At 71.4% G+C, this 15401-nt stretch carries 1 protein-coding gene (running past one end of the window); it reads right to left on the bottom strand.

Annotated features, from left to right (window positions below; all coding sequences use genetic code 11):
- Positions 1–15401, bottom strand: partial view of a non-ribosomal peptide synthase/polyketide synthase gene (locus G6N48_RS21715; protein WP_163670901.1) — the start only. 15811 nt of this gene lie to the left of the window's left edge; the window shows 15401 of its 31212 coding nt (coding positions 1–15401); its start codon is at positions 15399–15401; the stop codon falls past the left edge of the window.

Genomic DNA, 15401 nt, shown 5'->3' with positions numbered 1-15401 from the left:
GGTATGCCGTCGGGCGCCACGAAAAGCGTTCGCAGGGTCTCGTGCCGGGCCACCACGTCGGCCATGGCCGCGCGCATCGCGCCGGCGTCCAGGGGCCCGTCCAGCCGCAGCGTCGTCGCCAGGTTGTAGACCGCCGACGGCCCCTGGAGCTGCTCCAAGAACCAGAGCCGGTTCTGCGCGAACGACAACGGGATCACCGCGGGCCGGTCGCGCGCCACCAACGGCTCGAGCCGGCTTGCGCCCTCGCCGATCCGGGGCGCCAGCTGGGCGACGGTGGGGGCCTCGAAGAGGGTGCGCACGGCCAGGTCGGCGCCCAGGCCGGCGTTGACCGCCGCGACAAGGCGCATCGCCGAGATGCTGTCGCCGCCCAGGTCGAAGAACGAGTCGTCGACGCCCACCCGCTCCACGCCCAGGGTCTGGGCGAAGAGGCCGGCCAGGATCTCCTCGACGGCGCCGGTCGGGGCCCGGTAACCGGCGCCGGTGTACTCCGGCGCGGGCAGCGCGCGTGCGTCGAGTTTTCCGTTGGGCGTCAACGGCATTGCTTCGACGTTGACGATGGCCGCGGGCACCATGTAGGCCGGCAGCCGCTCGGCCAGCACGGCGCGCGCGTGGGCGGGGTCGATGCCGCCGGTGACGTAGCCGACGAGGCGGGTGTCGCCGGGGCGGTCCTCGCGGGCGATCACCGCGGTCTGGCCGGCCCCGTCGAGCGCGGCGAGCGCGGCCTGGACGTCGCCGAGTTCGATGCGGTAGCCGCGGATCTTGACCTGCTCGTCGGCGCGGCCGAGGTATTGCAGCTGCCCGTCGGAGCCCCAGCGCACCAGGTCCCCGGTCCGGTACATCCGTTGTCCCGCGGCGGCGAACGGACACGCCACGAAGCGCGAGGCCGTCAGGCCCGCACGCCGCAGATAGCCCGCCCCCAGGCCGGCGCCGGCGACGTACAGCTCACCGGCGACACCGGGCGGGACCGGCCGCAACCAGCCGTCCAGCACGAACAGCGCGGCGCCCGGCACGGGCGACCCGATGGGTGGGGCGCCCGACCCCGTTGCCAGCGGCGCGCTGATGGCCACGCACATGGTGGTCTCGGTCGGCCCGTAGGCGTTGAGCATCACCCGGCCTGGCGCCCAGCGGTCCACCACCTCGGGCGGGCACGCCTCCCCCGCCATCACCAGCGCCGCCGATTCCAGCCCGTGGGTCGGCAGGACCGCGACCGCGGAAGGGGTCTGGGTCAGGACGCTGACCTGCTCGGCCACCAGCACGGCGTGCATCTCCTGCGGCGAGCGCGCCAGCACTTCGGGGATCACCACGACCCGGCCCCCGCGCAGCAGGGCACCGAAGATCTCCCACACCGACACGTCGAAGGCCGGCGAATGGCTGTGACTCCACACTCCCGGCGCCGGCAGCTCCGGCGGGAGGTGGCCCAGCAATCGGGTGACGTTGGCGTGGGTCAACCCCACGCCCTTGGGCACGCCGGTGGTGCCGGAGGTGTAGATCAGGTAGGCGAGGTCGTCCGGGGACGCGGCGACCGGCGGGGGGGTGCCCGGACGCGCGTCGATGTGCGGGTCGTCCACCTCGATGACCGGCCCCCGGTAGCCGGGGTAGCCGGCCACCCGCTCGGCGAACGCGGCGTTGGTCACCACCGCCAGCGGCGCGGCGTCGGTGAGCATGAACTCGATCCGGGTGTCGGGCAGCGCGGGGTCGATCGGCAGGTAGGCGGCCCCGGTCTTGAGGACCGCCAGCATCGCCGCGATCGCCTCGGCCGACCGCGACAGCACCAGGCCCACACACCCGCCGGGCCCCGCTCCCCGTCCGATCAGCAAGTGCGCCAACCGGTTCGATGCTTCGTCGAGCTCGCGGTAGGTCACCGACCGGCCGTCGTCGCTGACGGCCACCGCCTGCGGCGCGCGCGCGACGTGGCCGGCGAACATCTGCGTGATCGACGCCGGCGAAACCGCCGGCGAGGTCAGCACCGCCCGGTTGCCCAGCGCGTCGAGGCGCTCACGCTCGCCCGTCTCGAGGACATCCAGCGCCGACAACCTGAGGTCGGCATCGGCGGTCATCGAGACCAGCACCCGCCGCAGCCGCTCGACCAGCAGCTCGATCGAGGCCGCGTCGAACACGTCGGTCCGGAATTCCACCTTGCCGCCGATTCCGGCGGGTTCACCGGCACCGGTCCAGCGTTCGGCCAGCGAGAAGGCCAGATCCATTCGGGCCGTGTGGGTTTCCACCGGAAGGGGCGTGACCTCCACGTCGCCCAGCGCCAGTCCGGCCGCCGGGTCGTCCTGCCAGGACAGGTTCTGCCAGCCCAGCATGACCTGCACCAGCGGGTGGTGGGTCAGGCTGCGGGTGGGGTTGAGTCGCTCCACGAGAACCTCGAACGGCACGTCCTGGTGCTCGAAGGCCTCCAGGCTGCGCGCGCGCACCCGGGCAAGCAGTTCGGCGACGCTGGGATCGCCGGTCAGGTCTGCGCGCAGCACCAGGGTGTTGACGAAGAAGCCCACCAGCTGGTCGAGCGCGGGATCGTTTCGCCCGGCGATCGGAAAGCCCACGGCGACATCGGAACTCGTGCTGATCTTCGACAGCAGCACCGCCAGCGCGGCCTGCATCACCATGAAGCTGGTCGCGTCGTGCTCGCGGGCCAGCAAAGTGACCTGGTGTTGGAGCTCGGCGGGCCAGTCGACGTCGATGGTGGCGCCGGCCATGTCGGCCCTCGCCGGGTACGGCCGGTCGGTGGGCAGCTCGAGGCGTTCGGGCATGCCGGCCAGCGCGTTCTGCCAATACGCCAGCTGCGCGGCGATGGGGCTGTCGCCGTCGTCGATGCTCCCCAGGCGCGCGCGCTGCCACAGCGTGTAGTCGACGTACTGCACGGCCAGCGGTGCCCAGTCGGGGGCCTGGCCGGCGCACCGGCTGGCGTACGCCGCGCCGAGGTCGGCGACCAGCGGGCCGACCGACCAGCCGTCGGCGGCGATGTGGTGCACGACGGCCACCAGCACGTGCTCGTCGTCGCCGGCCCGGAAAAGCGTTGCGCAAATCGGTATTTCGGAGTCCAGGCGGAAGGTGTGGTGCGCCGCCTCGGTGACGGCGCCCTCCAACTGGCTGGCGGGCCAGCCGACGGCGTCGACGACCTCCCAGCCGGGGCGCGCCTGCTCGGCGGGGACGATCACCTGCTGGGGGGTGCCGTCGGGCGCGGTGAACAGCGTGCGCAGGCTTTCGTGCCGGGCCACGACGTCGGCCAGTGCGGCGCCCAGCGCGTCGGTATCCAGTCGTCCGCTCAACCGCAGCGCTACGGCCATGTTGTAGACCGGCGAGGGGCCCTGCAGCTGGTCGATGAACCACAACCGGTTCTGCGCGAACGACAACGGGATCACCGGGGGCCGCTCGAGCGCGACCAGCGGCTGCAGCCTGCTGTTGCCCTCGCCGACACGCGGCGCCAGCCGGGCCACGGTGGGTGCCTCGAACACCGTGCGCACCGGCAGGTCGACCTGCAGGGCGGCGTTGATCGCCGCGACCAGCCGCATCGTCGACAGCGAATCCCCCCCGAGGTCGAAGAACGAGTCATCGACGCCGACCCGCTGCACCCCGAGCACCTGCGCGAACACGCCGGCCAGGATCTCTTCGGTGAGGCTGCCCGGGGCCCGGTACCCCCGAGCCGCGAAGTCCGGCTCCGGCAGCGCGCGCAGGTCGAGCTTGCCGTTGACCGTCACCGGCAGCGCCGCCAAACCGACGACCGCGGCCGGGACCATGTAGCCCGGCAGCCGCGCCGCCAACGCGGCCCGCGCTTCGCCGGGGTCGGCGGCCCCGGTGATGTAGCCGACCAGGCGCTTGCCGCCGCCCCGATCCTCGCGGGCGACGACGACGGCCTGGTCCACCCCGTCGAGGGCGGCCAGCGCCGAGCGGACCTCGCCGAGTTCGATGCGGTAGCCGCGGATCTTGACCTGCTCATCGACACGCCCGTGATAGCGCAGCTGCCCGTCAGAACCCCAGCAGACCAGATCACCGGTGCGATACATCCGCTGCCCGCGTGCCCCCTCGAACGGGCAGGCCACGAAACGCGATGCCGTCAACGCCGTTCGGCGCCAGTAGCCGATCCCGACGCCACGGCCCGCGATGTACAACTCGCCGACCACCCCGGCCGGCACCGGCCGCAGCCAATCATCGAGGACAAAGAACGCCGCCCCGGACACCGGCGAACCAATCGGCGGCGCACCGCATCCCGCCGCCAGCGGCGCGCTCTTGCAAGCCCACATCGTGGTCTCCGTCGGCCCATAAACATTGACCATCGCCCGCCCCGGCGCCCACCGGTCCACCAACTCCGGCGGGCACGGCTCGGCCCCGATCACCAACGCCGCGGACTGCAAACCCGCCGGCGAGAGCACCCCCACCGCCGACGGCGTCTGCGTCAACACCGTCACCCCCTGCTCGACCAGCAGCGCATGAAAATCATCGGCCGAACGGGCCACCGCATCGGGCACCACCACCAGCCGCCCGCCATGCAGCAACGCACCCCAGATCTCCCACACCGAGAAATCAAACGCATACGAATGGAACTGCGTCCACACCTGCCCCGGCGCCAACGCGACGCCGATATCCAGCCCATCAAACAACTGCGTCACGTTACGATGCTCCACCGCAACACCCTTGGGCACACCAGTAGTGCCCGAGGTGTAAATGATGTGCGCCACATCGCGCGGACCCGGCCCGGGCAGCACCGTGCTCGGCTGGGTGAGGACGGCCGGATCGTGCACGTCGACGACCGACAGGCCCATCCCCGCCAAGCGCCCCGCCAGATCACCGGTGCTGACCGCCACCACCGGCCCGGCATCGGCAACCATGAACTCCACCCGAGCCTGCGGCAGCGCCGGATCAATCGGCAGATACGCCGCCCCGGACTTCAACACCGCCAAAATCGCCACGACCGCCTCGGCCGAACGCGAGAACAACACCGCCACAACCCGACCCGGACCCGCCCCGTGGGCGGACAGCAGGTGCGCCAGCCGGTTGGACGCCTCGTCAAGCTCCCGATACGTCAACGACCCGCCACCACACACCACCGCCACCGCATCAGGACTGCGCACCACCTGGGCGGCGAACAACACCGGCACCGACACCCCGGCCACCGGAAGGTCGAGCACAGCCCGGTTTCCCCACCGGGACAGCCGCACGTGCTCGACCTCGTCGAGCAGGTCGAGCGACGAGAGCCGCAGGTCCGGGTCGGCGGTCAGGGCGGCCAGCACCCGCTCGAACCGCCCGACGAGCTCCTCGATCGTGTCGGCGTCGAAAACGTCGGTGCGGAATTCCACCGCCACGTCGAGTCCGGCGGGCTCCCCGTCCTCGCCCCAGCGCTCGCCCAGGGAGAACGCCAAATCCATTCTGGCCGTGTGGGTGTCCACCGGCAACGCGGTCGCCTGCAGATCGCCCAGCGCCAGCCCGGCGGCGTCACTGGCCTGCCAGTCGAAGTTCTGCCAGCCCAGCAGCACCTGCACCAGCGGGTGATGCGTCAGGCTGCGGGCCGGGTTGAGGCGCTCGACCAGCAGCTCGAACGGCACGTCCTGGTGTTCGTAGGCGGCCAGGCTGCGCCGGCGCACCTGGCCCAGTAGCTCGGCGAAGGTGGGGTCGCCGGCGATGTCGACCCGCAGCACCAGCGTGTTGACGAAGAACCCGACCAGCTCGTCGAGCGAGGCGTCGCGCCGGCCCGCGATGGGAAAGCCCACCGCCACATCGGAACTCGCGCTGATCTTGGACAGCAGTGTGGCCAGGGCGGCCTGGATCACCATGAAGCTGGTGGCCTTGTGCTCGCGGGCCACGCGGCGGACCTGGCGCTGCAGTTCGGCGGGCCACTCGATGCTCACCCGGGCGCCGCGGTGGTCGGCGACCGGCGGGTAGGGCCGGTCGGTGGGCAGCTGCAACCGTTCGGGCAGCCCGGCCAGGGCGTCCTCCCAGTAGGCCAGCTGCGCCGCGATCGGGCTGTCGCTGTCGTCGATCTCGCCGAGTTGCGCGCGCTGCCACAGCGTGTAGTCGACGTACTGCACCGCGAGCGGCGCCCAGGCCGGCGCCTGCCCCACGCAGCGGCTCGCGTACGCGACGCCCAGGTCGCGCACCAGCGGAGTGATCGACCAGCCGTCGGCGGCGATGTGGTGCACGACGGCCACCAGCATGTGCTCGTCATCAGCGCAGCGGAAAAGCCTTGCGTGGAAGGGTATTTGGGCGGACAGGTCGAAAGTGTGGCGCACCGAGTCGTTGACGGCCTCGTCCAGCCGGTCCTGCGGCCACCCGGTCGCATCGACGACGTCCCAGCCGAAGTCGGTCTGCCCGGCGGGCAGCACCACCTGCCGGGGTATCCCGTCGGGCGCCGCGAACAGCGTGCGCAGGGGCTCGTGGCGGTCGACCACGTCGGTGAGCGCCGCGCCCAGAGCGCCGGTGTCGAGCCGGCCGCGCAGCCGCAACGCCACCGCCATGTTGTAGACGGGCGACGGGCCCTGCAGTTGGTCGATGAACCACAGCCGGCTCTGCGCGAACGACAGCGGGATCGCCTCGGGACGCTGGGCGGGCACCAACGGCTCGAGCCGGCGGGCGTCGCCGCCGATGCGCGGCGCCAACTGGGCGATGGTGGGCGCCTCGAAGACAGTGCGCACCGAAAGGTCGGCGTCCAGGCTGGTGTTGACAGCGCCGATCAGGCGCATCGCCGACAGCGAGTCCCCGCCCAGGTCGAAGAACGAGTCGTCGACGCCGACCCGCGGGAGCCCCAGCACCTGCGCATAGATGTCGGCCAGGATCTCCTCGACGGCACCGGCCGGCGCGCGGTAGCGGTCGCTGTCCTCGAAGTCGGGCGCCGGCAACGACTTTCGGTCGAGCTTGCCCGAGGAGGTCAAGGGCATCTCCTCGAGCACCACGATGTGCGGCGGGACCATGTAGTCGGGCAGCCACGCGCTCAACCGCTGGCGCACCGCGCCGATCTTGGTGTTGCTGTGCGGGTCGTTGGCGTGGACGGGGCTGTGATGCGCCCCGGCCGGGGGGAGGTAGAGATCGGTGAACGCGGGCGCGGATGCGTCCGCGCGAGTGACGAACACGGCGTCGACCGTGCCGGGCGGATTGCCCCAGGTGACGGCGACGTGATAGCCGGCGGCCTCGCCGAGGCGGTGCAGGTCCTCGGGCGTCAGGGAACCGTCGGCGTCCTCGGCCCGGGCGAGCGCCTCGGCCAGGGGCAGCCCGTCGGCGAGGGCCTGCTCGAGCACGACGTCGCCGATGACCCCGGCGCGGGGGATGCCGGTGACACGGACGGTGCCGGGACGCTGCGAAGCCAACCGGGTGTGCAGCCCGGTCAGGCCCGCGCAGTCGGCCCATTCCCACGTGGGCGCGGCGGCCAGCGAGCGCACGGCGGCGGGCCCCTTGTGGATCGCGACGTCGTAGCGGTAGCGGTTCAGCTCGTTGTCGGCCGATCCGCGCTTGAGCGCGATCTCGATCCCGGCCACCGACGCGCGATCGGCGGCCCAAGCGCTGAAGAACTCTGGGGCGAGCAATAATTCGGGCTCACCGAGCATCGCGTGGTGGACCCGTTGGCGCAGCACCGCGGCGTCGGTGGCGCCGGTGCGGGTCAGGGCGATCGCGGTCTGGAACGCCCCCTGCAGGGAATGGTTGCGGACGTCGCCGACGAACAACGTGCCGCCGGGGGCCAGCAGCTCGAGTGCGTTGTCAATGACCTCGGCCAGGTAGCCCGCGTTGGGGAAGTACTGGACGACCGAGTTGATGACGATGGTGTCGAACTCGCCCGGCGGCAGCCCCTCGGTGACGTGGGCCGGCTGGGCACGCAGCTCGACGCGGTCGCGCCACGGGATCTGCAGCCGCTCCAGCGAGCGGGTCAGCTTGTCGACGGCCGCCGACGAAATGTCCGTTGCGACATAGCGTTCGCAGTGCGGGGCGACCTGCGACAGGATCAGCCCGGAACCCGCGCCGATCTCGAGCACCTGCCGCGGGCGCAGGGCGAGGATGCGGTCCACCGTGGCCGCGCGCCATTCCGCCATCTCCTCGAGCGGGATGGGGTCACCGGTGTAGCTGCTGTTCCAGCCCCGGAAGTCCATGCCGAACCCCACGACGCCGGCCCCGGCGCCCTCGGTGACCTCGGCGTCCGGAGCGGCGTACAGCTCGTCGTAGACGTGCTGCCACTCGCCGACGATCTCGGCGTCGTCGTCGGCGGTGCCGGCGTGCTCCAGGGTGATGTAGGCGACCAGTTGGGAGCCGGTGGTGCCGTGGTGCACGGTGGCGGCGGCCTGGCCGACCTGCGGGCAGGCGAGCAGAGCGCTTTCGATCTCGCCGAGCTCGATGCGCTGCCCGCGCAGCTTGATCTGGGTGTCGGCCCGGCCCAGGTACTCCAGCCTCCCGGCCGCGGTCCAGCGCGCCAGGTCGCCGGTGCGATACATGCGTGCACCCGTTACACCGTTGGGCGCAAACGGATTTGCGACGAATCGCTCGGCGGTCAGCCGCGCGCGGTCGATATAGCCGTGCGCCAGTGCGGGCCCGGCCAGATACAGCTCACCCATCACCCCGATGGGCGCCGGATTCAGCCGCGCGTCCAGGACCAGCGCGCACACGCCCGGGATCGGTGCGCCGATGCTGACCGGCTCGCCGGGCGACATGGTCGCGCCGGTCGCCCAGATCGTGGCCTCGGAGGGACCGTAGGCGTTGAACATCCGCCGTCCGGGCGCCCAGGCGTGCACCAACTCGTCCGGGCAGGCCTCGCCGCCGGTGATCAACGTGGTCAGCGCGTCCAGACGCGTGCGGTCCAGCGACGACACCACCGTCGGCGTGATCAGGGCGGCGCTGACCCGCTCCCGGTGCAGCAGGGCCGTCAGCGCCTCGCCGGCATACACATCGGGCGGCGCGATCACCAGCGCCGCGCCCGATCCGGTCGCCAGCGCGATCTCGAACAGCGACGCGTCGAAGGTCGGCGCGGCCACCATCAGCACGCGCGCCGCGGCGGGCAGTCGATACATCGCGCGCTGTCCCGCGGCCGCGCCCAGCAGGCCGGCGTGGCCGACCGCCACGCCCTTGGGTTCGCCGGTGGACCCCGACGTGAAGATCACATAGGCCGTGCTGTCCGTCCCCAGCGCCGCGGTCCGGTCGGCGTCGGTGATCGGGTTCGCGCTGTGCCCCGACACGTCGAGCCCGTCGACGCGGATCACCGGACGCGCACCGGCTCCGGCCACCGATTCGGCTCCGCGGGTCAGGACACATTGCGCCGCAACCGAATCCAGCACGCTGGCGATCCGCTCGACCGGGTGTGCCCGATCCACCGGAACGTAGACTCCGCCGGCCTTGAGCACCGCCCACCACGCGACCACCAATTCGGCGCACCGGTCCATCGCCACGCCCACCGCACAATCCGCGCCGACACCGGCACCGATCAGCAACCGCGCCAACCGTGTGGACCAGTCGTCGAGCTCGCGATAGGACAGGACGCGGGCGCCGTCGACGACCGCCGGCGCGTCGGGGTCGGCCGTCACCGCCGCGGCCAGCACGTCCGGCGCGATCCCAACCGGCGCACCGACCCCCGCGCCCGACCACTGCTGCAGCTGCGCGCGCTCACCGGCGTCGAGCAGGTCGATCGACGACAGCCGCCGGTTCGGGTCGGCGGTCATCGCCTCCAGCGCCCGCCGCATCCGCTCGATCAGCGCCTCGATGCCGGCCCCGTCGAACACGGCGGTGTCGTACTCGAGGTGCAGGTTCAGCTCGCGGCCCGGCAGGGCTTCCACCGTCAGCGGGTAGTGGTTGTACTCGCGGTTGGTGAAATCGGCGATCGTCAGCTCGTCGACACCCATCGGCTTGCTCGTGTCGAGCGGGTAGTTCTCGTAGACGAACAGGGTGTCGAACAGCATCTCGTGGCCGGCGACTCGGTGAATCTCGTTGAGCGCCAAGTGTTGATGCTCGAGGGTGTCCACGTGGGCGCGCTGCAGCTGGTCGAGCAGGTCGGCGGTGGTGGTATCCGCGCCGATGCTGCCGCGCACCGGCACGGTGTTGATCAGCAGGCCGACCATCGTCTCGGCGTCGGCCACCTCGGGCTGGCCGACGCGCGAGCGCGCCGTGCCGAACACCACGTCGTGCCGGCCGGTCAGCGAGGTCAGCAGCAGCGCCCACGCGCCCTGCAACACGGTGCTGACGGTGGTGTGGCACGTCCGCGCCAGCTCGGTCAGTGCCGACGTGGTCTGCTCGGACACCCGGGCGGTGGCGAAGCCGCGCTGACCGTGCCCCAGCCGGTCCTGCAGCCGGTCGCGTGGGCCGACCAGCGTGGGGGTGTCGAAGCCGTCCAGCACCGCGCGCCAGGCCTCGCGGGCGGCGTCGAGGTCCCGGTCGGCCAGCCAGGTGATGAACTTCCGGTACGACGCGGCGGGGGGCAGCCGTTGCCCGTAGTAGCCGGCGAAGATCTCGCGCAACAGGATCGGCAGCGACCAGCCGTCGAGCACGATGTGGTGATTTGTCAGGACGAACCGGTGCCGCCCCTCGGCGATGCGGACCAGTACGGCGCGGAAAGCGGGCTGGTCGGCGAGGTCGCACACCGCGGCCCGTTCGGCGGCGCACAGCCGCTCGATCTGGTCGTCGCCGTCCGAGTCGGCGTCGAGTTCGAGGTATCGCCAAGCCATTTCGGGATCGGAGGAGATGATCTGGACCGGCTGCTCGAATTGCTGGCAGAACTGGGCGGCCAGGTGCGGATGCCGGACCACCACCGCGTGCACCGCGTCGCGCAGACGCACGGGGTCCAGCGGGCCCAGCACCGTGAAGTCCAGTTGCACGGCGTACATGTCGACGTCGGCCTGCGCGGTGCTGGCGTGGAAGAGCAGCCCCTGCTGCAGCGGGGTCAGCGGCAGGATGTCGGCCACTCGGTACCGGCGCTGCAGTTCGTCGATCTCTTCCTGGCGCAGCCGTGCCGGCGCGATGTCGGACGGGGTCAGCCCGCCCCCACCGTTTCGTACGTGCACACAGATTCCGGCCAGCGCCTCGAACCACAGCCGGCCGAGCCTGGCGATCTGGGCGTGGTCGAACGCCGATGGCGCCCAGGTCCATTCGGCATGCAGTTGCAGGCCGGCGTCGGTGTCGAGGGCGCCGGCGTTGAGCTCGACGGTGTGCGCCATCGGCATGGGCACCGCGGCGGCGGCGCCCATCAACGACAGGCCCTGCCGACCCAGCTGCCAAAGCCCCTCGGCGTCCGCCGCCGGGGCGCCCAGGCGCCCGAGGTAGTTGAAGCCGATCCGCGGGTCGGGCCCGTCCAGCTCGACATCGCCGTTGCAGTAGCGCAGCAGGCCGTAGGTCAGCGCGGGCGGCAGGGCGCGAAGCTGCTCCTTGGCGTCCTTGAGGACCGCGCCCAGCGCGGGGTCACCGGCGGTGACCTTTGCCCACGGCAACTCACCGACGCGCAGCGCCGCCGGGTGTTTCGTGGTGAACCACCCGACCGTGCGCGACAGGTCGACGTGTTCGTGCTCGGCCGCGAATTCCTCGTGGCGGCCATGGCCCTCGACGTCGATGCAGATGGGTTGATCACCAATCTGGCTGGGGCGCAGGAACTCCGCGACGGCCAGCGCGAAGCCGATCAGCAGGATGTCGTTGACGCCGGCGTGGAACGCCGCCGGCGCCTCGCCGAGCAGCGTCCGGGTGTCCGCGGCGTCGAGCCGCACAGCCAGGTGACCGGCGGTGGCGTAGGTGTCGACGTCGGGCCGGACCGGGGGCAGCGACTCGCGGGCCCCCGGAATCTCAGCCACCTGCCGCCATGCGCCCGCCTGCTCCACGACTTCCGGACGGTGCGCGTGCTCGGCGAGCAACGTCGCCCACCGCTGGAACGACGTCCCCGCGGCCGGCAGCGCCACCGGCTGCCCCGCGTGGTGCTGAGCCCACGCGATGTTGATGTCTTCCAACAGGATTCGCCACGATACCCCGTCGACGGCGAGGTGGTGGATGGCCAGCATCAGCTCGCGGCTGGAGGCGACCCACAGGGCGCTGAGCATCACCCCGGCCGCCGGGTCGAGCCGCGACCGCGCCTGTCCCACCGCCGCGTCGGTCAGCGCGTCCACCGCCCGCAGGCACTCGCGGGCATTCACGCTCCCGGATTCGGGGACGGCCAGCGACCAATCATTTTCAGCCGCAGCTCGATTCACGCATAGCCTGAGCATGGCGTGGTGGTCCAGCAGGGCCTGCAGCACCGCCACCACGTCGGCCTCGGTGACACCCGCGGGGGCCTGCACCAGCACCGTCTGGTTGAACTGCGCGGCCGGGCCGTCCAATCCATTAGTGTGGGCCAGCCACAGCATGATCGGGGTCGCCGGCACCGGCCCGACGCCCTCGTCGATCACGCTTTCGTCGGAGGCGCCGGCGGCCTTGGTCACCGCGGCCAGCCGCGCAACGGTTTGTTCGACGAAGACGTCGCGCGGACGGCATGTCAGGCCCGCGGCCCGCGCGCGGGCCACCACCTGCATCGACGAGATGCTGTCGCCGCCCAGTTCGAAGAACGAGTCGTCGACCCCGACGCGGTCGACGCCGAGGACGTCGGCGTAGATGCCGGCGAGGATCTCCTCGACCGCGCCGGCGGGGGCGCGGTACTCGCTGACGGTGTATTCCGGCGCCGGCAGGGCACGCAGGTCGAGCTTGCCGTTGGGCGTGAGCGGCAGCGCCTCGAGGACCACCACCGCCGCCGGGACCATGTAGGCCGGAAGCCGCTCGGACAGCACGCGACGCGCCTCGACCGGGTCGACGTTGCCGGTGACGTAGCCGACCAGGCGCTTGCTGCCCGGGCGATCCTCGCGGGCGATCACCACCGCCTGCTCCACCCCGTCGAATGCGGCCAGCGCAGCCCGGATCTCGCCGAGCTCGATGCGGTAGCCGCGGACCTTGACCTGCTCGTCGACCCGCCCCAGGCACCGCAGCTGCCCGTCGTCGCCCCAGTAGGCGAGGTCACCGGTGCGGTACATGCGCGCGCCGGCGCCGCCGAAGGGGCACGCCACGAACCGCGACGAGGTCAGGCCCGCCCGGCTCAGGTAGCCGACTCCCAGCCCCGCCCCCGCCACGTACAGCTCGCCGACCACCCCGATCGGCAGCGGCTGCAGCCACTCGTCGAGGACAAACAGCGCCGCGCCGGCCACCGGCGAGCCGATCGGCACCGCGGGCGACCCCGCCGTGAGCGGCGCGCTGATCGCCACGCACATCGTGGTCTCCGTCGGGCCGTAGGCGTTGACCATGACGCGCCCCGGCGCCCACCGATCCACCACGTCCGGCGGGCAGGCCTCACCGCCCATCACCAGGGCGACCGACTCCAGGCCTTCGGGCGCCAACGTTCCCACGGCGGAGGGGGTTTGGGTGAGCACGTTGACCCGCTGGGCGATCAGCAGGTCGCGCATGTCGGTGGGCGAGCCCGCGACCGCTTCCGGGATCACCACCAACCGGCCCCCGCGCAGCAGCGCGCCGAAGATCTCCCACACCGAGAAGTCGAAAGCGTACGAGTGGCATTGCGACCACACCTGTTCGGACGCCTGGGGCAGTCCGCCATCCAGCGACATGAGCAGCTGGGTCAGGTTGTGGTGGGCGATGGCCACGCCCTTGGGCGTGCCGGTCGTGCCCGACGTGTAGATGAGGTAGGCGATGTCGTCGGCGGCAGGCGCCGGCGGCGCAGTGTCGGGCAGGGCGTCAGAGCCGGTGTCGTGCACGTCGACGACCGGGCCGCCGAACCCGTCGAGCAGGTCGGCAAGGTCGGCGGTGGTGAGCACCGCGATCGGCGCGGCGTCGCCGAGCATGAACTCGATCCGCGCCGCCGGAAGACCGGGATCGATCGGCAGGTACGCCGCCCCGGTTTTGAGCACCGCGACGATTCCCACGACCGCCTCGGCCGAACGCGAACACAGCAGCGCCACACACCGACCCGGACCGGCGCCGTGGCCGACGAGCAGGTGCGCCAACCGATTTGCGGCACCGTCCAGCTCGCGGTAGGTCAGCGACCCGCCTTCGCCGCTGATCGCCACCGCCTCCGGAGTGCCGGCCACCTGGGCGTCGAACAACTCGGTGACCGACACCGGCGTTCCCGCCGGGCGCCCCAATGCGGCCCGGTTTCCAATCTCGCCCAGCCGGGCGCGTTCGGATTCGCCGAGCAGGTCCAGCGTCGACAGCCGGCGCCCCGAGTCGGCGGCGATCGCCGCCAGCACCCGCTCCAGCTGCGCGGCGATGTCACGGACATCGAGGTTCGAGAACGGCTGCCCCTCGCCCAGGGTGCTCAGCAGCAGCTCGTCACCGGCGCCGGAGAAGACCAGCCCGAAGCCGCGCCCGAGCCCGGAGATCAGCGACGCCGACGCGGCCACGCCGCCGAAGGGCACATTGAACGAGGACGGCAGGAAGTCGACGACGATCCTGTCGGCCACCACCCCCGGGCCCGAGTTGCGTTCCAGTGCCTGCACGGGGAACCGCTGGTGGTCCAGCGCCTCGCGGATGCGGGTGTCGACATGCTTGCAGAAATCAGCCAGCGCGCAATCCGGCGAGACCGTGACCGACAGGGGGACGACGCCGGCGACCATCCCGGGGAGCGTCTTCAACTCCGGGAGAACCCGCCTGCCGACCGGGAAGTCGAGCACGACCTCTCGGCCCTCGCCGCTCCAGCCGCGGACCATCAGTGCGCACGCCGCGGTGATCACCGAGGAACGAGGCATATCCCACACCTCGCACAGCTGCTGAACCCGGCGCAGTATCACCGGATCCAGCGCGACCGGCCCGGAAGAGCGATAAGGATCACACTCATCGCGGTCAGCGACGGCCCGATGGTATGCCCCGCCCAGGGTCGGCAGGTTCTGAGTCCAGTACGCCTGATCTTCCCGATAATCCTCGGATGCTTCATATTCCGATTCGGCATCCAGCAAATCCTGTAGGGAACCGAAAATCGGGGGCGGTATCGGTGCGCCGGAGACAATTGCGGAGTAGACGGACGCAACCCTCTGGCACACCAGGGCCAGACCGAATCCGTCGATGACTATGTGATGACAACAAACATACAGGTGGAATTCATCGGCCCGTGTCTGTAAAGCCAGAAACTTGAACAATTGGCCGGTTAAGGGCATCGGCGTGCGTTGAATGGACGACGCCACCTCGCGCGCTTCTCGCACCGGATCCAGCGAGCGCGTCAAATCCATGAATGCGAGCTCGACGTCCGGGTAATCGATCGCCCGCTGGAATACCTGCCCGTCCTCCTCGAAGAAGCAGGCCCGCACCGGCTCGGCCTCCTGCACCACCCGGCGGACGGCCCACTCCAGCGCCTCGCGATCGACGACGCCCTCGATCCTCACGAACAGGCCGAGCTGCCACTCCGTCCCCGAGTGGCCCGTCTCCTGCGCGAGCCATATATCCAGTTGTCCACGGGTTACCGGCAGTCCCCGGTCACCGAACTCCAT

The sequence above is a fragment of the Mycobacterium parmense genome (genome assembly GCF_010730575.1).
Lineage (GTDB): Bacteria > Actinomycetota > Actinomycetes > Mycobacteriales > Mycobacteriaceae > Mycobacterium > Mycobacterium parmense.
This window is presented reverse-complemented; position numbering and strand designations above follow the sequence as displayed.